Source organism: Pseudomonadales bacterium (assembly GCA_041395665.1).
In the GTDB taxonomy this organism is placed as follows: Bacteria; Pseudomonadota; Gammaproteobacteria; order Pseudomonadales; family UBA7239; genus UBA7239.
This window is the reverse complement of the sequence record JAWLAB010000007.1, coordinates 25192-48640: the sequence shown is the minus strand read 5'-3', so window position 1 is coordinate 48640 and position 23449 is coordinate 25192. Positions and strand designations below refer to the sequence as shown.

At 48.9% G+C, this 23449-nt stretch carries 17 protein-coding genes; 5 read left to right on the top strand and 12 right to left on the bottom strand.

Features of this window, described 5'->3' with window-relative positions:
- The first annotated feature begins 6 nt into the window (after positions 1-6).
- Positions 7-678 carry a class I SAM-dependent methyltransferase gene (locus R3E63_09530; protein MEZ5540162.1) on the top strand — a complete coding sequence of 224 codons (672 nt, stop codon included), beginning with the start codon at positions 7-9 and terminating at the stop codon, positions 676-678.
- A gap of 4 nt (positions 679-682) precedes the next feature.
- Here R3E63_09530 and R3E63_09525 read toward each other — a convergent pair whose 3' ends face one another.
- Complete coding sequence (locus tag R3E63_09525) at positions 683-955, bottom strand: DUF6316 family protein (GenBank protein MEZ5540161.1); 273 nt, start codon at positions 953-955, stop codon at positions 683-685.
- A 129-nt stretch (positions 956-1084) separates the two neighbouring features.
- On the opposite strand from R3E63_09525, the gene R3E63_09520 reads away from it, so the two are divergent.
- Together R3E63_09520 and R3E63_09515 are read left to right on the top strand one after the other, a co-directional pair.
- Positions 1085-2611, top strand: coding sequence for an MBOAT family O-acyltransferase (locus R3E63_09520; GenBank protein MEZ5540160.1), 1527 nt, complete (start codon positions 1085-1087; stop codon positions 2609-2611).
- A 33-nt stretch (positions 2612-2644) separates the two neighbouring features.
- Positions 2645-3925 carry a hypothetical protein gene (locus R3E63_09515; GenBank protein MEZ5540159.1) on the top strand — a complete coding sequence of 427 codons (1281 nt, stop codon included), beginning with the start codon at positions 2645-2647 and terminating at the stop codon, positions 3923-3925.
- Here R3E63_09515 and mutL read toward each other — a convergent pair.
- From mutL to pilG, 11 genes are all read right to left on the bottom strand, one after another.
- Positions 3919-5754, bottom strand: a complete 1836-nt coding sequence (gene mutL / locus R3E63_09510; protein ID MEZ5540158.1) for a DNA mismatch repair endonuclease MutL — start codon at positions 5752-5754, stop codon at positions 3919-3921. The two genes, R3E63_09515 and mutL, sit on opposite strands and share 7 nt — an antisense overlap.
- Before the next feature lie 20 nt (positions 5755-5774).
- Positions 5775-7358 carry an N-acetylmuramoyl-L-alanine amidase gene (locus R3E63_09505; protein ID MEZ5540157.1) on the bottom strand — a complete coding sequence of 528 codons (1584 nt, stop codon included), beginning with the start codon at positions 7356-7358 and terminating at the stop codon, positions 5775-5777.
- Positions 7336-7818 (bottom strand): tRNA (adenosine(37)-N6)-threonylcarbamoyltransferase complex ATPase subunit type 1 TsaE, encoded by a 483-nt coding sequence (gene tsaE, locus R3E63_09500; protein MEZ5540156.1) that lies wholly within the window; start codon positions 7816-7818, stop codon positions 7336-7338. Before tsaE ends, R3E63_09505 begins: the two co-directional genes overlap by 23 nt.
- A 23-nt stretch (positions 7819-7841) precedes the next feature.
- Positions 7842-8354, bottom strand: coding sequence for a chemotaxis protein CheW (locus R3E63_09495; GenBank protein MEZ5540155.1), 513 nt, complete (start codon positions 8352-8354; stop codon positions 7842-7844).
- Positions 8355-8373: 19 nt separating this feature from the next.
- The gene (locus tag R3E63_09490; GenBank protein ID MEZ5540154.1) at positions 8374-9318 is read right to left on the bottom strand and encodes a chemotaxis protein CheB; all 945 of its coding nucleotides are present in this window, start codon (positions 9316-9318) and stop codon (positions 8374-8376) included.
- Between the two features lie 5 nt (positions 9319-9323).
- A complete protein-coding gene (locus R3E63_09485) occupies positions 9324-16640 on the bottom strand; it encodes an Hpt domain-containing protein (protein MEZ5540153.1) in 7317 nt (2438 codons plus the stop codon).
- Positions 16641-16689: 49 nt separating this feature from the next.
- Positions 16690-17610 (bottom strand): CheR family methyltransferase, encoded by a 921-nt coding sequence (locus R3E63_09480; GenBank protein ID MEZ5540152.1) that lies wholly within the window; start codon positions 17608-17610, stop codon positions 16690-16692.
- 81 nt (positions 17611-17691) lie between these two features.
- On the bottom strand, positions 17692-19734 hold the full coding sequence (locus tag R3E63_09475; GenBank protein MEZ5540151.1) for a methyl-accepting chemotaxis protein: 2043 nt from the start codon (positions 19732-19734) through the stop codon (positions 17692-17694).
- A gap of 98 nt (positions 19735-19832) precedes the next feature.
- Positions 19833-20384 carry a chemotaxis protein CheW gene (locus R3E63_09470; protein MEZ5540150.1) on the bottom strand — a complete coding sequence of 184 codons (552 nt, stop codon included), beginning with the start codon at positions 20382-20384 and terminating at the stop codon, positions 19833-19835.
- A 20-nt stretch (positions 20385-20404) separates the two neighbouring features.
- Entirely contained in the window at positions 20405-20782 is a 378-nt protein-coding gene (locus tag R3E63_09465) for a response regulator (protein MEZ5540149.1), read from the bottom strand.
- 59 nt (positions 20783-20841) lie between these two features.
- The gene (pilG, locus tag R3E63_09460) at positions 20842-21243 is read right to left on the bottom strand and encodes a twitching motility response regulator PilG (protein MEZ5540148.1); all 402 of its coding nucleotides are present in this window, start codon (positions 21241-21243) and stop codon (positions 20842-20844) included.
- 302 nt (positions 21244-21545) lie between these two features.
- Here pilG and gshB point away from each other — a divergent pair, with 302 nt between their 5' ends.
- Together gshB and R3E63_09450 are read left to right on the top strand one after the other, a co-directional pair.
- Positions 21546-22517 (top strand): glutathione synthase, encoded by a 972-nt coding sequence (gene gshB, locus R3E63_09455; protein ID MEZ5540147.1) that lies wholly within the window; start codon positions 21546-21548, stop codon positions 22515-22517.
- Positions 22514-23449 carry an energy transducer TonB gene (locus tag R3E63_09450; protein MEZ5540146.1) on the top strand — a complete coding sequence of 312 codons (936 nt, stop codon included), beginning with the start codon at positions 22514-22516 and terminating at the stop codon, positions 23447-23449. Before gshB ends, R3E63_09450 begins: the two co-directional genes overlap by 4 nt.

Here is a 23449-nt window from a genome sequence, read left to right as displayed (position 1 = left end):
AACACTGTGCCCCTTATCATCCCGCAAAAGTTTCGCCGCAACTCGCACATGGTAAAAAATGCGGGCTATGACGAATCCGCAAAAGAAATCATCGAGTTGATGGCGCAGCGTTTAGGGCTGAGTGATTTTGGCAACAGCCATATTCTCGATGTCGGTTGCGGTACGCGCTTTTCTGCTTACATGATCAACCATGGTGTACCAGTTAAAAGTTATACCGGCGTTGATGTCAACGCAGAAATTATTGATTTTCTTCAAACGGAAGCAACACCGCTTGATTCAAGATTTCGCTACACACATTGGCCGGTGCAGAACGCGCTTTACAACCCAGATGGCGCACCGCTGGCTCTGCAAGACACTCTTCCTGTTGCAGAATTCTTTGATGTGATCTGGCTGTTTTCAGTTTTTACGCATCTCAACCCAGAAGATGCGTCCAACATGCTGCGTATTCTGCGCAAACACATCACAGACAATGGCAAGCTTATTTTTACTTGTCGCATCAACAATGCCGTTGATGGCTTTGTCGATCGCATTCCTGAGCAGCCGTTGCTACGCGCTGTTTTTTCTCAATCCCTTATGGAAAAAATGATTATAGAAAATGGTTGGCATATCGAGCATTTTTACCAAAATGACCCGCGTGATTTTATACGCAACTACTACATCTGCTCGCCGGCTTTCTAGGTCTTCAAGGCAGATCATCTTCCTCTAACGGCTCCTCATTTTCTTCTGACAGAGTCACAATTGGCTCCGCTGGTATATGTTCAACACCCAGCGAAAGACCGATATAGTCTTGTACGCCACTTTCGGCCTCGGCCTGCGTGTTAAACGGCCCCACATCAACACGTTCACGCGTCATGAAGTACCACCCATCACCACTGAAGAAAGTGCGAGAACGACGCTCCGGTGGCACGCCACTCTCTCCTTTGCGTCGTTGACTTCTGTGTCTCTTATCACTCATCGGCCTTTGCCTCACTGCTTCTCATTGTGTTCATCCTGAAGATGGTTGCCATATACACCCAAAGATTGCCTAGCACAATGCCCCCACCTACAATGCTGCCTCTATCAAATATATAAGTAGAGCCGCACTGTGCTATTTAATTCCTACGAATTTATTCTGCTCTTTCTTCCGATCACGCTCAGCATCTATTACTTAACCAGCCGCATACTGGGGCAGCGCACCGCAATCGCATGGCTAGCTCTATGCTCAATATTTTTCTACGGTTGGTGGAATCCGGCTTATGTTGGATTGATGGCTGCATCCATTCTGTGTAACTACGGCTTTGGCTTGGTGCTGGCTGGACGCCATCGCTCTCGCTTTGTTTTATCACTCAGCGTCGCACTGAACTTACTGCTGCTTTGCTATTACAAGTACACCGATTTTTTTATTACCAATATCAATGAGCTAGCCGGTGTCGATTGGGCGTTACACCACATTATTCTTCCACTCGGCATTTCTTTTTTTACTTTTACGCAGATCGCTTATTTGGTGGATGTCTATCGCGGCGAAGTAAAGGAATATCGCATTGTCGATTATTTTCTATTCGTCACTTATTTTCCGCATTTAATTGCGGGTCCCATCATTCACCACAAAGAAATGATGCCGCAGTTTATGCGTCCAGCAACGGAACAAATTAATGCACGCAACATCACAGCGGGTTTAGTTTTATTCACCATTGGATTGGCGAAAAAAATCCTCATCGCTGATCGCGTCATGGTTTATGTCGGGCCGGTATTTTTAGCGGCAGAGCAAGGCGCAACCCTCACCTTTTTTGAGGCATGGAGTGGCGCACTGGCTTACACCATCCAGCTGTATTTTGATTTCAGCGGCTATGTCGATATGGCGCTGGGTATCTCTCTACTCTTTGGTATTCGCCTACCGCTCAACTTTGACTCACCATATAAAGCCACCAACATCATCGATTTTTGGCGGCGCTGGCATATGACACTGTCGCGTTTTCTGCGCGACTACCTCTACATTGGTTTAGGCGGCAACCGCAAAGGCAAAGCTCGCCGTTACATCAACTTAATGCTCACGATGTTGCTGGGTGGTCTTTGGCACGGCGCGGGATGGGGCTTCGTTATTTGGGGTGGTCTACACGGTCTTTATCTCTGTATAAACCATGCTTGGCGAGCCATTTGGGGGCAGCGGGCAGCGATACTACCAAAACCATTAGGCACTCTTTTCTCAGGAACGATTACCTTTTTGGCAGTTGTTGTCGCTTGGGTATTTTTCCGTGCAGAAACCGAGCATGGAGCGCTGCGCATACTAGAAGGCATGGCGGGCATGAACGGTGCCACCTTACCGTTGAAATATGCCGATGATTGGGGCGCGCTGAGCGTTTGGCTGACACAACAAGGCATTGTGTTCGATGACAGCTTATTTAAGGGCGGCAAGCAATTGTGGCAACTGATATGGCCTCTGCTCATTATTTGGTTCTTGCCCAATTCTCAAACTTTTTTACGCAACTACGATGTTTGCACCAATCCTTCAGATCAAACATCGCGCATTGCGTTCAAACCGAGCTGGCTATCACTGTCTATTGTGCTGATTGTGTTGATTTACAGTTTCCTGCGTTTATCACAGGTGAGCGAATTCCTTTACTTTAGATTCTAACTACCTCTCTATTAACGCTGTGTCGAGTTTTTTATGTTGAGTTTTGCCATTAAAGAAAAAACCTTCAACTTTTTTGTTGCTGGTGTGTTTATTTTTACTGTGCTGGGTGTTGCGCTGTTTAACTATAGTGTTAATGCCTACGGCGCATTTGAAATGAAAGTTATCCCTGGCTACAACGATGCTCGCTTTATTCAAAACACAAGAATCTATAAAACTTTTTTGATTCGACAGAGACACGCTGATGGCTTAATGCTTGGCAGCTCTCGTATAGAAGGCGGCATTCAACCACTTCCCGCTGCGTGGCAATCCTTAGAAGCTTATAACATGGGAATGTCTGGCGCTTCACTCCATGAAATGCTTCGCAACCTACAGCATGCCAATACGATCACACCTTTAAAACAAGTACTGATTGGCTTGGATTTTTTTATGTTCTCTGCTTTTAAAGAACCGATCGGTGACTTTTCAGAAAACTATTTTGTTGTCGATAAAGACGGGCAACCACAATCAAAACTCCATGTAGTACGAACTTATACCAATCTTTTGTTATCTGCTGATGCGTTAAAGAAAAGTAGAAGCACAGTCAAAGATAGCAAAAAACATTCTGTATCTTCGCACGAGGAAAATGGTGTAACGGCAATTCCAGCACGTGTTGCTGCCGTCCATGACAATGCCTTGCTGTACAGAGTGTTTGACTCCTTCGGAAGAAATTACTTTCGCAAAAATGGCTTTTGGCTCAATGGTCCCGATGCAACGTTTGTTTCTGTTGATGGTAATGGCCACTCTCCGTATGACGACTATCGAGAACTACTGGATTACATTTACCGCAATCACATTAAAACCAGTTTTATGATTCCACCTGTCCATGAATATTTGCTGTTTGGGTTGGATGGCATTGGCTTATGGCCGGCTTACACACATTGGAAAAAAGAAATCACCATCATCAATGAACAAATGGCTGCGCAATACAATCAACCGCCCTTACCTTTATGGGATTTTGCTCTCGTCAATGACATTACACGCGAATGGCTGCCAGAAGACCCTCGACTAACCGCACCCAAAAAAGGTATGCATTGGTTTTGGGACCCTGCGCACGCCACGACAACATTCGGCGATGAAATGCAAAAGCGTATATTTATTAGCGGCGAAGAAGATATTGGGAAAAAACTCGTCAGTGCTACAGTCGACCAGCATTTACAACAGCAAACGGCTGCATTGCATCAAGCACAAAAAGAGGATGCTGCGGTTTGGGAAACCATCAAGAAAAAACTACAATCACTCAATGTGTGGCAACACATTCCCGCACAAGATCACTGACCGCGCATAAACCATTTATCAAGTTCAGCCAAACTCACCTGCACCCAAGTGGGACGGCCGTGATTGCACTGGCCACTGCGCTCGGTGATTTCCATATCGCGCAATAGCGCGTTCATTTCTGGCAGTGTCATGCGGCGATTGGCGCGCACCGATCCGTGACAGGCCATGGTCGACAACACTTCATTCACCGATTCACGAATGCGCGTTGTGCTGCCGTACTGTAAAAAATCCGACAAAATATCGCGCAGCAATTGCTCGCTATTGCCTTGCATCAACAACACCGGTACTTGCCGTATCAATAGCGCTTCCGGCCCCACACGGTCCACTTGCATACCCAATGCGGAAAAAAAGTCGCACTGTTCTTCTGCGCAATCGGCTTCGCGTTCACTCACCGCAATTTGCTGCGGCACCAACAAAGGCTGACAGACAATTTGTTGCGCGTCGTACGCCAACTTCAAGCGCTCATAAGTGATGCGTTCGTGCGCAGCATGCGCATCCACCAACACCAAGCCCTGCGCATTTTCCGCCAAAATATAAATACCTTTTAATTGTGCGATGGCATAACCCAGTGGCGGAATTTCTGTTTCCATTTCCGGTGATGCATCGCTGACAGCGCGATCCAACTGCGCAGCAGAAACACTTTGTGGTGTATACAGCGCAGCGTACTGCGGCAGGGTTTGTCGCACATGGCTGTAGCCAGAAAAACTTTGCGCGACCGGAATCTGTTCAGGCAGTGACATACGGCTTTGATACGGCTGCGGCGCAGCGGATAAAGCATTAGGTGATTCGGCAACGACGGTTTCCATTGCATTGTCTGGGCGCAATTCAGCCAATGCGCGCGCCAGTGAGCGAAAAACAAAATCGTGTATGCGCCGCGAATCGCGAAAGCGCACTTCGTGTTTTGTCGGATGCACATTGACATCGACGCTAGCGGGATCAATCGTCAAATACAACACATAGGCGGGATGGCGACTGTAGTGCAGCACATCTTGAAACGCGAGGCGTATTGCATGCGTGATTAACTTGTCGCGTATCGCGCGGCCGTTAACATAAAAATATTGCAAATCGGACTGACTGCGTGAAAACGCCGGTTGCGCGAGCCAGCCGGACAACTGCAAATCATCGTGCTGCACATCGACGCGAAAAGCGTGTTGCATAAACGCAGAGCCGCACAGCGTGGCCACGCGGCGCTCTTGTTCCTGCAAAGACAGCGCTTCGCGTAATTGCTGAACACTGCGCTGATTGTGTCGCCAATGAAAGGCGACATCGAAACGAGACAATGCCAATTTTTTTAAAGTTTCATCGATGCGCTGAAATTCGGTTTTTTCACTGCGCAAAAATTTTCGTCTTGCAGGTGTGTTAAAAAATAAATCATGCACTTCTACGGTAGTGCCGCATTGATGCGCCGCTGGCAATACTTCTGCCACCATTTCTTGCCCTTCGGCGCGCGCCTGCCAACCTGCTGCGTCATTGCTTGTATTTGAGGTCAGCGTTAAACGCGACACCGAAGCCATACTCGCCAGCGCTTCGCCACGAAAACCCAAAGTCGCCACGGCTTCTAAATCATCCAACTCCACAATTTTGCTGGTGGCGTGGCGCGATAACGCGAGTGGCATATCTTCTTGCTCGATACCGCAGCCATCGTCGCGCACACGGATCACTTTGACGCCGCCCTGCTCAATATCCACTTCAATGCGTTTTGCGCCGGCATCAATACTGTTTTCCAACAATTCTTTAACGATGGATGCGGGACGCTCAACCACTTCACCGGCAGCAATTTGGTTGGCAAGGCGTTGACTGAGTTGATGAATACGAGGCAAGTGTGGAATCTCTGCAAATAAATAAAAACTTACTGTGGAATGCGTAGTGTCTGACCAACCAATACATTCTGATTTTTTAAACGGTTATAGCTACTGACTTCACTCATACTGACTTTGTAGCGTGCAGCAATACTGCTCAGTGTTTCACCTTTTTTTACCGTATGCGTTATTGCAGGTTTTCGTTTTGCTGGCTGGTGCGTCGCAGGTTTAAGAACCGCTATTTTCTTTTTCTTACCCTGTGTGGCTGGTGCAGCTCTCTTTGCATTAACCAGCTGCTCAATCTCATCTGCAGATTCTATTTTTTTAACGGCTTTCTCTGTTTTCTTCACAGAGTCACGCCGAACCGCTTCACTATCGTCATTATGAATCGGCGCTTTAATCGGCGTTTTATCCATACTGGCTTTTACTTTACCGCCGCGTGCTGCTGCCAGCGCAGTATCCATCGGTGGCTTCGTGCGAAAGTGACTATCAACACCTGTAAAAATAGCCTGTACCATTTGTGCACGATAAGAAGGCGTTGATAATTTCCTTGCTTCTTCTGCGTTAGTGATAAACCCCGTTTCAATCAACAGCGAAGGAATATCTGGATTTTTTAACACCACAAAACCTGCCTGCTCCACAAAACCGCGATGCATCTTAGCAACGCGTTTCATTTGTTTTAGCACCTTTCCACCCATATCCAAACTGGTTGCCACCGTGGCTGTCATTGACAAATCCAATAACACGCCCTGTAAGACAGGGTCTTTATCGCCCAAATTCACACCACCAACTAAGTCTGCATCATTTTCGGTTTGCGCCAACCAACGCGCAGCTTCTGAAGTAGCACCGCGCTGTGATAAAGCAAATACACCTGCACCCTGTGCACTGGGGTCTTTAAAAGCATCCGCATGAATTGAAATAAATAAATCCGCACCTTTGTTGCGCGCAATCTGTGTACGCCCACGCAAACTGACATAGTAATCACCGGAACGCGTCAGCACGGCAGAATAGCCTGGCGTACTATCAATTTTTTTAGCCAACTCACGCGCAATGGTCAGCGTTAAATTTTTCTCAAAAATACCCTTTGCGCTGCGCGCCCCTGGATCCTCACCGCCGTGCCCTGCATCAACCGCAATCACAATATCGCGCATACCACTGGCGGCAGGTTTTATTGTTTTTACTTCACTAACACTGTTCTCATCAAATAAGTCCAACACCAAACGATCACCGTATTGGTTATTAGAGGGCAATAAAAAACTTTTGGGCTTAACCTTCGCCGACAAATCTAAAATCAAGCGCAACCCTTCACCTGTTTTTTCTACGCGCAAAGAAGAAACAGGGGTATTTTTTAGATTCGGTTTTTTCTCATCGGCAGAGAAAGTTGCCTTAGGCAACATGATAATGATGCGCTGCACGCTACTTTGTTCGCCCGGCATATCGAGTAAGCGATGATCCATTGGCCCCGACAAATCAAACACTAAACGCGTGTTATCTGGTGCGCGCCAAATACGAATATTTTGTACATCCGCTGCAAATGTCGCGCTAGACCACAACAGAAAACCAGACAGTAAGTACAAAAATTTTTGTGAGATTGTTTTTTTCATGGTGCGATCAAATGCGCTGCGGCAATGCATCGAGCCATCCTTGAGCGCGCATTGATAGAGCGTGTAGTGTCATGATGCGGCCAGCATCTGCGGTTGGCGTGAGGGTAATCGACAAGTCGGGAGCGGGCAATAAACCCTCCGCCTTTTCTGGCCATTCAATCAAACAAATACTTTGTGGAGAAAAATATTCTCGAATACCCATCAATTCGAGCTCTTCAGGATCATTCACGCGATAAAGATCAAAGTGGTACACCGACACATCCTGCAATGTGTATGGTTCTACTAAAGTATAAGTCGGGCTTTTTACTGCGCCGCGATGACCCAAAGCCTGCAGCCACCCGCGTGAAAGTGTCGTTTTACCTGCGCCTAGCGTGCCATGCAGCCACACCACCGTTCCTGCCGAGCAAACAGCGGCTAGAGCAGCTCCCGCGCGCAATGTGGCCTGCTCGTTAGGCAAATGCCATTGCAGACTTTTTTTGTTTACCGCCATCACTCCAGCCAATGACAACGCATTTACGCCGTACGCAAATATTCGCTGTACGCCTGCTCCAACACGCTAATATCTGGAATTAATACCGTTTCACCGGTAGCGACAATATTCATCGCCGCCATTTCTGCGGCACCCAATTCAATATTGGTGACTTCCGTCAAATCCTGTGGCAGCACGCGCAGCAAGCGCGGAATGCCTTGCAATAAAATGGCAAGAAAAGGCACTTTTTCGTCTAAGCCGGTGTTATTTAGCACGGCTATACGCGGCACTTCATCGTCATCTATTGCTGCTTGGTTGTTGAGCAATTCAAACGACAGCAAAGGCACGCTAATCCGCCGCCATTGAATAGAGCCCAATAACCATGCAGGCGCATTTGCAGCACGCTCGGGAGCACTGTAATTGACGATTTCTGCTACCGATACACCCGGCAGCAACAGCTGCTTTTCATGCACAGGCAGCAACATACTGGGAATATCGCGCACATTGGCGGCTGTCGTGGCTTCTTTTTCAGCGGCTTGTGTCTCTGTTGTACTCATGGTCTCTACCGTTTAATTGCTATCGTTTGCTGGCTCGCACCCAAGCAGCCATTTTTTCTGCTAACTGCACCGGTGTACCAGAAAAGTCTGGCACACCCACAGCAAGCTCCGTGGCCTCTGGCATTGCCCAATTTACACAGCTGTCGCGACTCTGCGTCCACACCTGCCCACCACAACGGTGCATAATGCGACAGGCGGCGGCGGCATCATCACACATACCGCTGAATACTATCACGCCACCGGTGTGCCCAAAGTGCATCGCTGTGGAAGCGACAACCTGATCAAGATTGGGCTGAAATTGCCCCACCCAACCCGTATCGCGCACATTGAAACTGCCGTTGCGCGTGACATTGGTTGTGTGTTCAGGTGAGATCACCGCGACGGCATTTTCGCGCAGTAAATCACCATGGCACACCGCATAAGCTTCGTAGTGGCTGTTGCGCCCCATCACTTGCGTCAACAGCCCCTGAAAATCGCGCTCAATGTGGTTGGCGTAAATAAAAGCTACACCGAGATCCGGCGGGATGGTGTCCAAGAACTGTTTCACCGCCACCGGCCCACCGATTGAACCCACCAGCACCCATACGCGACGAGGTAGGCGAGGCGCATCTTGTCGGGTGCGGTTGATCAAACCAACGAGGCCGTTTAGTTTTTCGCTGAGGCGGCGCTGCCAATTGGCAAATTCCGGGCTGACATGATTGGGGATCTTGCCCTCGCACAAAATCATCGGGACACGGATGCTGCCCAACAAGACATCGAGCGGCTCTGGGCGGATGGCCTCCAAGGCTTCCATATCCAAGTTAATCACCCAAGCATCAACTTCAGCTTCTGCAACACGCCCTGCGCTGCGCTCAAAATCTAAAGCCAGCGCGATTTCTTGCCCTGCTGCTGCAATTGCCGCCCGCAAAGTCGGCACTTGCGCGGGGTCATCAACCACCACCCCGATACGCAGGGCATTTGCCATGGCTATCAGCCACCTTGCTCAAAGCGCGCCATGCGTTTTGCCAGCCGCTCACCCACCAAATCATTGATGTTCAGCAATAACTCGTCTTCAACATACGGTTTACCCATGTAGCGCTCAACCCCCATGCCCATAGCGCGCTCGCGGTGCTTATCGCCGGTACGCGAGGTAATCATGATGATCGGGATATCCTGCATACGCGGGCTATTCTTCATCGAGCTGGCTACTTCAAAGCCGTCCATACGCGGCATTTCGATATCCAACAACAAGACATCGGGCAGGCGATCCTGCATTTGTAGCAGCGCGTCGGCGCCGTCTTTCGCCAGCATGACAGTAAAGCCCTCGCGTTCAAGTAAGCGCGAGGTAACTTTACGCACCGTCACCGAGTCGTCGCACACCATAACCGTGATGTTTTCATCAAGAACGGGCGTTGTATCTACACCGGCAAGATAAGCAGCGCCTTCCTGTGCCATGTTAGCGCGCACAAGCGCCAGTAAATCAAGAATGACGACCACGCTACCGTCGCCCAACAAGGTCGCTCCCGACAACCCAGGTACGGCGGCAAATTGTGTACCCAAGGCTTTTACAACAATTTCACGGCTGCCAATCAATTGATCGACATGCAAAGCCACGGTGTGTTCAGCACTGCGCACCAACAATACTGGCTCCGGCAGAGTAGACATCTCGATATTGGGGCGCATTTTGGTTTGTAGCAGCGCACCGAGATAACGCACTTCGTAGTCACGACCCGCGTATTCAAAACGCGCTTCACTGTCTTCGTAGTAGCTTTCTAACTCGTAAGGGCTGACGCGCACGATACCCTCAATAGAAGTTAGCGGAATCGCAAAAGTGTCTTCGCCCACACGCACCATGAATGCGCGGTTTACCGAAACGGTGAACGGTAGGCGCACAACAAATTCGGTACCTTTGCCCACAGCAGAGGAGATCGTCATCGATCCACCCATCGCTTTGATTTCGCTGTTGACGACATCCATGCCAACACCGCGACCCGAAATTTGCGTCACTTTTTCTGCGGTACTGAAACCGGCTTGCAAAATAAATTGCAGCACTTCGTTATCTGTAATCGGTGATTCCTGCGTCAGCAAGCCGCGCTCAATGGCTTTTTTACGCACAGCATCAACATTGATACCGCCGCCGTCATCGCGCAGTGAAATCAAAATATCGCCGCCGTCGCGCCCCATGCTCAAAACAATTCTGCCCTGTTTTGATTTGCCTGCAGCCAAGCGTTTTTCTGGTGTTTCTACACCGTGGTCACAGGCATTGCGCAACATGTGTTCCAAAGGCGCAACCATACGCTCCAGCATGGTTCTATCCAGCTCGCCTTGCACATTCTCTAAATCAAACGCGATATCTTTTTTCAACTCACCAGCTACTTGCCGCACGATACGGCGCAACCGTGGTTCCAAACGCGAGAATGGAACCATGCGCGAACGCATCAAACCTTCTTGCAAACCCGTATTGATACGCGCTTGCTGCACCAACAGTGTTTCTGTGTCGCGCAGTTTATTGGTCAAGGAGCTGCGAATATCCAACAAATCAGATGCTGATTCCGACAACGAACTGGTCAACTGCTGTACGGTGGAATAACGATCCATTTCCAGTGGATCAAAGTCATCACTGCGCTCTTGAATTTCCGTCATGCGCGATTGAATTTGCGCATCGGTTTCCGCTTCCAGACGACGCAACTGATCTTGTAAACGCGTAATCGTCGCATCCATTTCTTCTGCGGTGCGCTCGATGTCGATCATCTGCTGTTCAACACGCGCACGGCTGATAGAAGTTTCACCGGCAAGGTTTACCAAGTTCTCCAACAAGTCGGCAGAAACTTTGATCATTTCCTGCTGTGCTTGCGCGGATTTTGCTTCCGCAGCGGCATGCGTTGTTTTCTTACCCGCAATAGCATCTTCCAAGCCGCGCGGCAAAACGGTGCCGCGAAACGGAATGATAGTAGCGGTTTGCGTATCGAGTTTTTTGTCCAGTACAGCTTGTGCAACATCAACAGACTGCTCAACAACAGTCGTCGCAGCAGCTGGCACTTCAATCGTCTGCGTAGTAACTGACACTGTGGCGGCAGGTACAACAGGCTCACCCGCAACAATGCGTTGTACCTGTGCGATGCCTTTGATCATTTTCTGATAATAATCATCGATCGTTGCAAATAACGCATCGTCAGCTGCACCAGACAATTGCTCTAACTGTGTTTCTAAATCGTGCGCTAATTCACCCAAGGCCATAATGCCTGTCATGCGCGCACCACCTTTGAAGGTGTGCAAAATACGCTTCAGTGCATCGCAGAATGTTTTATCTTCTGGTGCATTACGCCACGCATCAATTTGTGTTTCTAAATCTTCAATGAGTTCGCCTGCTTCTTCCAAGAACAGCGTAAACATTTCAGGATCTGCATCCTCACTAATACCGAGATCCATTATTTCAACAACAGGTGCAGCAACAGCAGGCTCAATAATTTCTTGCGGCACTTCTTCAATTTCTGCAGCAATTTCTGTAGAAATTTCTTCTACTGTGTCATCAACCGCTGGCGTTTCTGTGATGGACGCTTCAACAACAGGCTCATCAATAATCGGTGTTTCAGTGACAGCATCAATTACCGGCATTGAAACAACAATTTCAGAAACAACAGGCTCAGAAGCAACTGGCATTACCGCTACTGCAGGCTGTGGTGTTTCACCCGCTGCTATTGCACGACCCTGCTGCACACCAGCAAGAATCGCGTCTTGGCATTGCAAAATTTGTGCGAATAACGCTTGATCGGCATCACCAGTGAAAAACTCCAGCTGTGTTTCTAAATCATGCGCTAACGAACCCAAACCAGTGAGGCCTGCCATGCGCGCGCCGCCTTTCAGCGTGTGTAAATTTCTGCGCAGAGCATCCGCAAAACTGCCATCTTCTGGTGCAGACTGCCAATCACCAATAATTTGTTCTAGCTCTTCAACCAGTTCATCCGCTTCTTCCAAGAAAATACCGAGTAGCTCTGTATCAATATCATCACTGTATTCAAGAATGCCTGTGGCAGCTGTCTCGACCACCGCTTCAGTAACGGCTTCATCCTGCTCCACTTCAACCGGCACCACTTCAACCAATGGTTCAGCCATAGCTTCAACAAGATTGTCGCTAACAGGCTCAATGCTTTCGTGCGGTGCTTCTTCAATAACTGCAGCAACTTCTTCTGCAGCTTCCTCCACAAACTCTGTCTCTACCGCTTCTTCTACCAATGTTTCGATGACTGGCTCTTCTTCGATAGATACTTCAACAACAGGCTCAACCGATGCGGTCGATTCAGCCGCTACAACTTCTGCATCACTCTCTACCAAAGAGGCAAAGTTCAATGCAGTCGCATCACCGCCGCGCCATGCATGCACCATCGCCACACCACGGAACAAACGGTCCTGACAGGTATTGAGCAACGCAAATAAATTTTCATCGGCATCGCCGGTGAAAAACTCCAGCTGCGTTTCTAAATCATGCGCCCAAGTACCCAATTGCATCAGACCACACATGCGCGCGCCACCTTTGAAGGTGTGCAAGGAACGCCGCACGGCATCCGCCATACTGCTTTGCGGTTCTTCACTCCACTGATGAATTTCTCCATCGAGCTGTTCAAGAATTTCATCCGCTTCTTCAAGGAAGATATCGAGTAATTCAGCATCCAATGATTCGAGCAGTGCCACATCTTCGGCGGAAGAATTTGCCAAAGGTACAGACGCGGCAGCAGGCGCAACTTCTGTATCAGTGGTCGACAATGATTCTTCTTCAACCAATTCATCCAGTACTGCTGGCTCATCAACAACGGCAGCCACATTCTCACTGACTGGCACTTCAGCAAATTCCGTTGCACAGAATTGTGCAATGCTTTCTTCCATGGCGATGTCTTGCTCCAACGCTTCACTAGCTGCCATTCGATCCATGAAATCAATTAAATGATTGTGTGCAGTAACCGCTAAAGATTCCCACGCAGAAAATGCAACGCTACTTTCTACTGCATGCGTATACGCCGGCACGATTGCGCGCGCCAGTGAGGCGATAGGTGAAAGCCCCGCTTCATCGGCGCCTGCTGCCATTTCTTGCAACTCAAACAAAATGCGATCCAAGCCGCTGCGATCACCGTGTTCACGCCATTGCGCCAATCGCGGCACCACATCCATCAACGCGTCCATATCATTCAGCAAGAAATGGTTGAAGCGCGCTGGATCCACTGTAGCCAATGTAGGTACTTCTTGTTTAGCCGTCGCTTCAACTTCACCACCGCCCGTCAATGAAGCACGCAAAGCTTCTGTGCGCTCCAGCAGTGATGCGCAGTGTGGCAAAATTACTTTTTTGTGATGATCGATAAGTTGCAGTCCATAGCGAATTTCTGCCACAACTTCTGCCAGCAAATTGGAAAAACTTTCATCGACACTAATTTGATAAGCACGCAATTCTTTAACTAATTTTTCAAACGGTGTTGCTAATTCAGCAATTGGTGTTACTTCTGCCATGTGCGCACTGCCTTTCAGTGTATGCAAAGCGCGTTGCAATGGGTCAGAAGTTTCAACTGGCAACGGCGCGCGCTCGCGCGCATAGGCCAACCATTCATCCGCTACTTCAAGATGTGTTTCTGCTTCGCTGGCGAAAATTTCCCACAAGACTGGATCAAAATCAGCATCCATGTCTTCTGCGGTATTCACCGATATTTCTGTCGCTGTTTCTTCTGCGATTGTCTCTGCTGCCACTTCGCTTGGTAATTCTTCTTCTGGTTCGAGTGCTGCCACTTCGACAATCGGCTCCGGTGTTTCCATCACAGGCGCAGCAATATCACTGGTGACTACTGGCGCATCCAGCGAAGGCATCGCTTGACCGCTGGCAATCGCCGATGCCGCTTTACTTAATCTCTCTGATAACGCAGGTTGCGGATCAACTTTCAACTGACTAAATGCTTCGATCATGGACGGTATTTTTTCTACCACCGCATCGATCACCGTACACATATCTTTGCTGGGCTGGATGGAACCATCAATGATTCGGTTCAGCATATTTTCAACAGACCACGACAGCTCACCCAGCTCTAAGGCCTTCGCCATACGGCCGCTGCCTTTCAATGTATGAAAAGCGCGACGAAACTCCGTCAGCGATGAATTATCACTAAAATCTTCGCGCCACTTGGGGTAATACTCTTGGATGGCTTCTAATACTTCATTGGCTTCTTCAATAAAGATTTCTGCAATTTCTTCGTCGTAATCCTCCACAACCAATGGCGCATCAATTGACTCAGGTTTGGTCGAATTTTCTGCTACAGCCGCAGAAACTGTAGGAGCTTGCTCAACAACTGGTGAAGGCTCTAGCTCTACAGCTAACTCAGAAGTCTCCTCCAACAGAATGGGCGCTTCTGTTTCTGTTTCTGTTTCTGTTTCTGTTTCTGTTTCTGTTTCTGTTTCTGTTTCTGTTTCTGTTTCTGTTTCTGTTTCTGTTTCTGTTTCTGTTTCTGTTTCTGTTTCTGTTTCTGTTTCTGTTTCTAACTTATTCTCACTCAAAGTATCCGCCAAAACAGGTACTTCATCTGATGCAGCATCAGCATTCAGCGCTTCAATAACTGGCGCTTCTTCGAGGTACATTTGCGGTGTACGGATATGTGTAGCAACAGCGTAGCCCAAAGTAGCGACACTACTTTCCGCCATTGCTAAAGTGTTGTCCTGCTCCTCAACAACATCTTCGTCGAGACACTCGAGGTAATACTCAATACTGGCAATTGCATCGGCGAGCGCATCCATCGCTGTGAATTCTGGCTTACTACTACTGCCAATCAATTTTTCACGAATATAACGATCACAAGCACCGAGAACACGCGCCGCGCGCCGCTGTCCAACAATTTCCAAACCACCGCGTACGCCTTGCAGATACTCTGGTAGTTGCGTCAAATGGCTGCCATCCCACTGCGAGCCGATGTAATCAGTAATTGCTTCTTTTATTTGCTCCAATCCGTTGCGACATTCGTGCAATACAGTGTCATGCGCAGAAACCACCGTACTCTGCATATTGTGTGGTGCGCCATCAGTCGCCACTTGCGTGCCGCTGTTGAACCGCGAGTTCAAACTAATTTCCACTTCCATCAAGCGGGAAGCTAAATCTAGCAGTGCATCTGCAGAAACCAACTCGCCTTTATCAATATATTTCTGCAAATCGCGGATCATGGTTTCAACGGTTTTACGCAATTCACCGAGACCCAAGACCGCCAAGGTGTCACTGGCTTGCTTAAAAATAACTACCGCTGGTGCCAGCGCCGTATTGTTATTTTCTTGGCCGCTGACATAGTTGTCGAAAATTTCTTTCGCTCGATGAAATTCTTCATTCAGCGCGACAACCACTGCGCGAACCGCTTCTGGGTCAACCACGCCGAAATCACCGTCTGCATCACTGGCAGCAACACCAGGCAAGGCACGATCTAAACGATAATTCTGACGCACAGATAAAATTTCTGGTGTAGACGCTTGGCTGCGCGCAATGTAGTACAGAAGATTTTTTAACAGTTCTTCAGACACCGGCTCGTCAAGGCTCGCAATACCTTTATTCGCCATATGACGAATTTCTTTATCCACCTCACGCAATAGACTGTTCAGCGTTACGCTGCCAGAAATCGTATCGCTTTCGATGCCTTCCACTAGCGCCAAGCCGATATCCCACAAAGCAACGCGCACTGTCCCTTGACAGACCTTGCGAAAATTCTCAAAAACTTTTCTCAGCGCAGGTAGGTGCTCGTCATAATCACGATCACGCATGATATTGACCATAACGGCCTCATACATGTGACGCAATTTTTTCATCACCTCGTGGTATTTTTCATCATCAAACCTTACACGCGGCCCGTTTGCCTGGTGCGCTGCACGCAGATCTGGCGCAAATAACTGTGACTCTGTAAATAAATTTTCACCGCGAATGGCGCGTAAGTCATTCAACAACCCCATCAAAGCAGCAGGATCATCTGAACGCAACTTTTTAACGCGCTCTAAATAAATTGGCAGCTGCAATATGGCGCGCATCAATACTTCATGGGCGTCTTTTGTGTTGGTAACAGTTTTATCCAACAGTGCCTGCGTCAACTTCTCCATTTCTTCTGCCAGCAGCGCGCCGCCATGCAGCTCAACCATCTGCAGAATATTAAACACTTGATGTAAATGGTTCAGGCAAAAACGAATGCGCGTTGCATCATCTGTGTTGGCAACATAGGCCTCCAACGCACTCGCTGCTTCGTTGAGTGTTTCGCCGATCTCACCTGCCACCCAATCGAGCGCGGTAAAATTTCTTTTCTCGGCCATAGCCTAACTCCTGTTCTTGCTGATCTTTTTATCTGTCAGCGCATCAAAACTATTTCACGCAGATGTATGCCTGTACACCATCATCCGCTACCGGCTGTAAGAGAGGGTGTTCCCACTCCACAATTTCACCTAAACCAATAATTAAAATCCCGCCTTTTTTTAGACGCTCGGCGAGGTTATTCAAGATTTTTCTTCTGCGCCAACGACGAAAATAAATCAGCATGTTGTTGCAGGAAATAATATCCATTTTGACCATCGGCATACGCTTTAACTCAATCACATTACCATTAGTAAAACAAACGCGTTCACGCATTTCTGAAGAAATTTGACAGCGCAGTTGGTCGTAATCAGAAAAATGTCTTTCGCGCAGATGCGGCGGCACCATGTCCAATTTTCGTTTGGAATAAATCCCTTGCCGCGCGAAAGTTTGCGCCGGCATAGAAATATCCATACCTGTTACACCCCAGTAATTTTCTAAACCTGCCGAAGTGAAACATTCATCCAACACCATAGCCAGTGTGTATGGCTCTTCGCCAGTTGCACAGCCAACACTCCACACATCGAAAGATGCATTGATTTGACCATCGGCAATACGCTGGTTGATGTAATTGTGTAGAAAATCAAAAGTAGATTGATGGCGAAAAAAACTCGTTTCTTTAATCACTAATCGATCAATGAGTGTTGACCATTCCACCACGCTGCCAACACCTTCGTGCAAGCTGCGGAAATATTCAGCAAAGCTGATATTGCCCAATTCGCGCACGCGGATCGTCAACTGTGATTGCAAAAAAGTTTTTTGCTGTGGCACCAAGTGAATACCCGTGCGCTCTTCTAGCAGCTTGCGCCAACTGGAAAATTCTTCCTCACTCAACTCGTTCTGCGCTTGCACAGCCCAGCTGCCAGCGCCGGTATCTTTTTTGCGCGCAGCAATAGGAGAAGGAGGATTGGTTGGCGGCTGTGCAATGCTCATGGCGGACACTGAACCACTAGAAGCGGTGCGCAATACTGAATCCACATTCGAGGTCATTCAGCATGACGCACCAGCCAGCCCTTAAGCGAAGGACAAGCGTTCATCCTCGGCACCAGCGCCACGACCACCCGCCACTTCGTCAGGCAGTTTGAAGCCCTGTACGGAGTCACGCAGGTCGACGGCCATTTCTGCCAAGTGCCCGATCGCGCGCGCGGTGGCGTTGGTACCCGCTGAAGTCTGCGAGGTGATCTCTTGGATAACATTCATCGTGTTGGAAATGTGACCAGCGGATGATGCCTGCTGACGCGCAGCGTTGGAGATGTTTTGGATCAATTCCGCGAGCGTGGTCGATACGTTTTCGATTTCTTCCAGTGCCACACCCGCGTCTTGCGCCAAGCGTGCACCGCGCACTACCTCGGCCGTGGTTTGTTCCATCGACGCTACCGCTTCGTTGGTATCCGTTTGGATGGTTTTTACCAGCGCTTCAATCTGTTTAGTTGCCGCAGAAGAACGCTCCGCAAGTCGCTGAACCTCATCCGCTACCACCGCGAAGCCTCGACCCGCGTCACCCGCCATCGATGCCTGAATCGCGGCGTTAAGTGCGAGGATGTTGGTTTGGTCAGCGATGTCGTTGATCAAAGATACGATGTCACCGATTTCCTGTGACGATTCACCGAGACGCTTGATACGCTTCGAAGTTTCTTGGATCTGGTCGCGGATGTTGTCCATGCCCTGGATGGTGTTCTGTACCACTTCTGCGCCTTTGTTGGCGATCGATACCGACCGCTCCGCTACCGCCGCTGATTCCGCCGCGTTCGCGGATACTTGGTCGATGGTGACCGCCATTTCGTTAACGGCCGCTGAAGCGCCGGCAATTTCTTGCGCTTGGTGATCAGAGGCTTCCGCCAGATGCAGTGCTGTGCCCTGTGTTTCCTGCGCCGCTGACGATACGCGAACCGCCGTGTCATTGATGCGCGATACCAGTACACGGAGGTTGTCGATGGTGAAATTGATCGAGTCCGCGATGGCGCCTGTGAAATCCTCCGACACCGTTGCAGTCGTGGTTAAGTCGCCATCTGCCAAATCCGCCAGTTCATCCAATAAACGCAAAATAGCAGTTTGGTTTCTTTCGTTTTCAGATTCTTGCACATGCAAACGGCTGCTACCGGAACGCAGCAAAATAGTCGCGATGGCTACCATGACCAAAACAGCCAAAGCAGCAGAAATCAAAAAGATAGTGTTCCAGCGTTTAGCCGCTGGCAAACCATTTGCCGCATCGTTCAGGTTAGAAAGCTCTTGCAGCAACGCCGCGGTATCTGACTGCATAGCATGGCTAGACGCTTGGCTGCTTTCCAAAAACACCTGTTTAGATGCTGCGAGACTGCTTGCCGACTCAGAAATCACTTTAAACAATGCCGCCACTTCGTTCAGTGATTGCGTAACGCTGGTTTGATAAGCACGCTGCAATGAAGCATTCAGGTGCTGGCCAAACTTTGCCGAGTCTTGTGCCAGCTGATTTGCCGCCGCTTCAGAGTCATCGCCACCGGCATTGAGCTTGTCGATATTGCGTGCGATACGCTCAGCCAACCATGCTTGTGCCTGCGCATCAGCAATATCTTGTGCCATAGCACCACCTTGCACCATGCGCTCAACAACCGCGCCATACTGCTCTTGAATTTGCGGAATGGTTTGCTTCAAACGCTCACTAATATCACGCACCTGCAGCAAAATTTCTTTGTTTTTATAAACGGTTTCGCCGTCCAGCTTTAAGCGACTCCACGCATCGCGTGCGGCAGGCTGATCGCCAATCGCCGCCATGATGCTTTTGTTCATAGGGCCATCCAGCTCACCCCACAACTGATTCATGTCGCTGAGTGTCTCATTGGCTTCTTCAAAGCTCAATTCAGCACCGCCCATGGCCAAACGCATCGCCTCAACAAAGCGGTAGTTGGCTGAACGCAAATCGTCACTGCTTTTCAAAAACCGCTGAACGCCGGTATTGGTTGACTGAATCTTGAATGCGGACAGCCCCAGCGCGACCAGCGACAATAGCAAGAAGATTGATAACACTGACAACACCGGATTTGACCGCAAGTTGCCGACTACGTTGGTTTTTTTGCTCATAGTTAAACTCCAACCCCTTGTATGACTTTTGCCCTGTTTGATTGATCCTGAACTGCTTTTTTCTATCTCTTATTCTCGTCTTACTACACATCATTCAATTAGCTCGCTTGAGCCACCTGAAAGAATTTCTCATCTTGTACCAATAACCACGGGCTAAACACCGTCCAACCATGGCCACTGGATTCCTGAAAACTGCCCTGTAGGTACGGCACCATGGCCGCGTAATCTATGCCTGCCATCTCACGCACATAGCTATCCACAGGAAAATGCTGCATACCCAAAATACCGTCCACCACTAAACCGACATAGATATCGCCGCTTTCGATCACGAGAATTCGACGATTACGGCGAGCAGATTCCAGTTTGCCTCCTAAAAAAACTGCCAGATCGACCAAAGGCAGCAAACGGCCGCGCACGTTGGCAAGACCTCGCACCCAACTCTGCACGCCAGGCAGCTCGGTATACGGCGGCAACTCAAGCATCTCGGTAACTTCACCCATGGGGGTGACAAACTTTTGGCCAAACAAAGTGAAACCAATGCCGCTCCAATGCGGTTTTATGTCCTGTTGTGCGGGCAAACCTTTGGCGGTACGACGCACAACCGCTGCCACATCCAAAAGTTTGTTAAACGCCTGTGTTGACCCGCTCATCCCTACTGTTCTCTCTTAAATTAGAAAAGTATTGCGCCACCCATCACCTGGCGCACGGAATCCACTAATTTCTTTTCATCCACCGGTTTAACGAGATAGCCTCGTGCCCCTTGGCGTTTACCCCACAGCTTGTCTGTCTGCTGATCCTTGGTGGTCACGATAATCACTGGGATATGCGTTGTCTCCGGCGCCTGCGTCAGCTGTCGCGTGGCCTGAAAACCGTTGAGCCCAGGCATCACCACATCCATCAACACCAAGTCCGGCAAGTGCTTCTTCGCAGCAGCCACACCATCCATGCCGTTATCGGCTTTAATCACTTCAAAGCCATTTTTTTGCAGTGCTGATTCCATTTTGTAAGTTTCAGTTGGCGAATCATCGACAATCAGTACTTTAGCCATGCACTTCCTCACTTAATTTCTAACGCAATACCACTCAAAACCCTTGGCGATGATGCCGATTACTCGGCAACCGGCGCACTGAGATGCGTGTGCTGCTCGATGGCAGCCAGCAGTTCGTTTTTGCTGAACGGCTTGGTGAGGTATTGATCGGATCCAACAATGCGACCTTTGGCTTTGTCGAATAGGCCGTCTTTGGATGACAGCATAATCACCGGCGTAGATTTGAATTCACTGTTATTTTTGATCAGCGCACAGGTTTGATACCCGTCGAGGCGAGGCATCATGATGTCGACAAAAATCAAATCAGGGCGGGTATCGGCGATCTTCGCCAACGCATCAAAACCATCCGTAGCCGTTACCACTTTACAGCCTGCTTTCTCCAGCAGCGTTTCAGCGGTGCGCCGAATCGTCTTACTGTCATCAATGATCATGATGATGAGGTCTTCAAACTTCTCTGCCATGCTCTAGCCCTTGCATTATTGTTTGGCGACAACAGCAGGCTCCTGCCCTGCGCCAACTACTTTTATTGGATTCTTGTACTGTGAAGCGCCCGTTGACACCCCAAGCACGGTTCTTAGCAAACCGTTGCGAGCATTTCTAACACAGTTTCCCACGCCAATCCACAAACTCGCGTCATATGACCCGCCTACTTTTATCGCATTGCATCACAAACACAGGCAAACGCAGGTTCAGTCCACTCTGTAGGTTTGCTAAAGTGTTGCCACCTTTTCCCTTCTCAAACACAGACAAACACAGCGCAACCATGCCAAAAACACCACGACAAACACTGGCTGTCATCATGGATCCTATTCACGGCATCCAGTATAAAAAAGACACCACCCTCGCCATGCTCTGGGCTGCGCAAGCGGCGGGCTTTTCCCTGTTCTATATGGAGCTAGGAGATTTGTTGTTAAAAGATCAGCGTGCGCACGGCATGTTGCGTCCACTGGAAGTACATCACGACGAAAAACATTGGTTCACTTTGCAAACGGGCAGCATCAGGCCATTGGCAGAAATGGATATTATTTTGATGCGCAAAGATCCTCCATTTGATATGGATTACATCTACGCCACCTATCTTTTGGAGCGCGCCGCTGATGAAGGTGTTTTAGTCAGCAATCACCCAAGCAGTTTGCGCAACTGCAATGAAAAATTATTCGCCACGCAATTTTCACAATGCACGCCGCCACTCTTGGTAAGCAGTCGCACTGATGCATTGCGTGAATTCCAACAAACACATGGCGATATCGTATTGAAACCGTTAGACGGTATGGGCGGTCGCTCGGTATTCCGCGTTAAAAATCACGATCAAAATTTAGGTGTAATTATCGAAACGCTGACCAATAACGGCAAGCAACCTATCATGGCACAAAGTTTTTTGCCAGAAATCATCCATGGCGATAAACGCATTTTGATGATCGACGGCGAACCGGTTTCACATTGTTTGGCGCGTATTCCTTCCAGCGGTGAACATCGCGGCAACTTAGCCGCTGGCGGTCGCGGCGAAGTGCGGCCACTCTCTGAGCGCGACAAATTTATTGCCGCACAAGTGGCTCCAGAATTAAAACGCCACCAGTTACATTTTGTTGGCTTAGATGTTATTGGTAACTATTTAACTGAAATCAATGTCACCAGCCCCACTTGCTTACGAGAAATTGCAGCAGAAACAGGCGAAGACATTGCCGCACGCTACATTCTTAGCTTGCAACAAAAACTTTCTCAGGCGAATACATGACAAAAAATCGCCGCAAGCAACGCCAACTTGATGCAAGCAGTCTTGAAATCAATACAAGCCACAGCACAACCATCAGCACGCGCGATAAATTAGTTTTCACTGCCTTTGTTGCACTCATGGTACATATTGTTATCGTGCTCGGCATTAGTTTTTCTGCCTACGGTCGCTTTCATGCGCGCCCGACCATTGAAGTGACGCTAGCGCAGCACATCGACAAAAAAACACCCGATAAAGCGGATTACCTTGCGCAATATAATCAAGAAGCCAGCGGCACACTCGACCGCAAAGCAGAATTAACCACAGACCGGCGGGCAGATTTTGCCGACACAGCTATTCGCGAAGTCACACCTGACAAACCCAAACAAAAAGCCATCACGCAACCACAAAAAAATGAGCAAGTCATCACTACTCGCCGCGAAACGAGCAACAAAATCACCCAAGACAAAAAAAGAAAAAAAGATGAGATAGCGACCAACAAGCCGGGGGAAGATGACGAAGACACCATCTCCAATAGTGAAATTGCTAGCTTGCAAGCTAAACTAGCACAACAACGACAGGCCTACGCCAAGCGCCCGCGCGTCAAAACACTCACTTCCGTTGCCACGCGCGCCAGCGTTGATGCTGAATACTTAAATTTGTGGCAAGAAAAAATTGAACTGATCGGCAACTTGAATTACCCGCAAGAAGCGCGCCGCAAAAAAATTTATGGGCAACTGCGTTTAGTAGTTTCACTGTTACCAGACGGATCCATCCACAATATCGAAATTCTACAATCTTCCAACAAACGCATTTTGGATGATGCCGCTATTCGCATTGTGCGCATGGCCGCACCTTTTGCACCATTTCCACCCGAACTAAAAAAAGATGTCGATCGATTGGAAATTATTCGCACTTGGAAGTTTGAGAAAGGCGATAAGTTGACGAGCGAGTAA

Bases quoted from the DNA above. Each gene is read 5' to 3' on its own strand.
- R3E63_09485 (MEZ5540153.1), bottom strand. From the start codon at position 16,640: ATGGCCGAGAAAAGAAATTTTACCGCGCTCGATTGGGTGGCAGGTGAG.
- R3E63_09470 (MEZ5540150.1), bottom strand. From the start codon at position 20,384: ATGAGCGGGTCAACACAGGCGTTTAACAAACTTTTGGATGTGGCAGCG.
- R3E63_09480 (MEZ5540152.1), bottom strand. From the start codon at position 17,610: ATGAGCATTGCACAGCCGCCAACCAATCCTCCTTCTCCTATTGCTGCG.
- R3E63_09465 (MEZ5540149.1), bottom strand. From the start codon at position 20,782: ATGGCTAAAGTACTGATTGTCGATGATTCGCCAACTGAAACTTACAAA.
- R3E63_09505 (MEZ5540157.1), bottom strand. From the start codon at position 7,358: ATGCATTGCCGCAGCGCATTTGATCGCACCATGAAAAAAACAATCTCA.
- R3E63_09515 (MEZ5540159.1), top strand. From the start codon at position 2,645: ATGTTGAGTTTTGCCATTAAAGAAAAAACCTTCAACTTTTTTGTTGCT.
- R3E63_09475 (MEZ5540151.1), bottom strand. From the start codon at position 19,734: ATGAGCAAAAAAACCAACGTAGTCGGCAACTTGCGGTCAAATCCGGTG.
- pilG (MEZ5540148.1), bottom strand. From the start codon at position 21,243: ATGGCAGAGAAGTTTGAAGACCTCATCATCATGATCATTGATGACAGT.
- R3E63_09495 (MEZ5540155.1), bottom strand. From the start codon at position 8,354: ATGAGTACAACAGAGACACAAGCCGCTGAAAAAGAAGCCACGACAGCC.
- gshB (MEZ5540147.1), top strand. From the start codon at position 21,546: ATGCCAAAAACACCACGACAAACACTGGCTGTCATCATGGATCCTATT.
- R3E63_09450 (MEZ5540146.1), top strand. From the start codon at position 22,514: ATGACAAAAAATCGCCGCAAGCAACGCCAACTTGATGCAAGCAGTCTT.
- tsaE (MEZ5540156.1), bottom strand. From the start codon at position 7,818: ATGGCGGTAAACAAAAAAAGTCTGCAATGGCATTTGCCTAACGAGCAG.
- R3E63_09490 (MEZ5540154.1), bottom strand. From the start codon at position 9,318: ATGGCAAATGCCCTGCGTATCGGGGTGGTGGTTGATGACCCCGCGCAA.
- R3E63_09525 (MEZ5540161.1), bottom strand. From the start codon at position 955: ATGAGTGATAAGAGACACAGAAGTCAACGACGCAAAGGAGAGAGTGGC.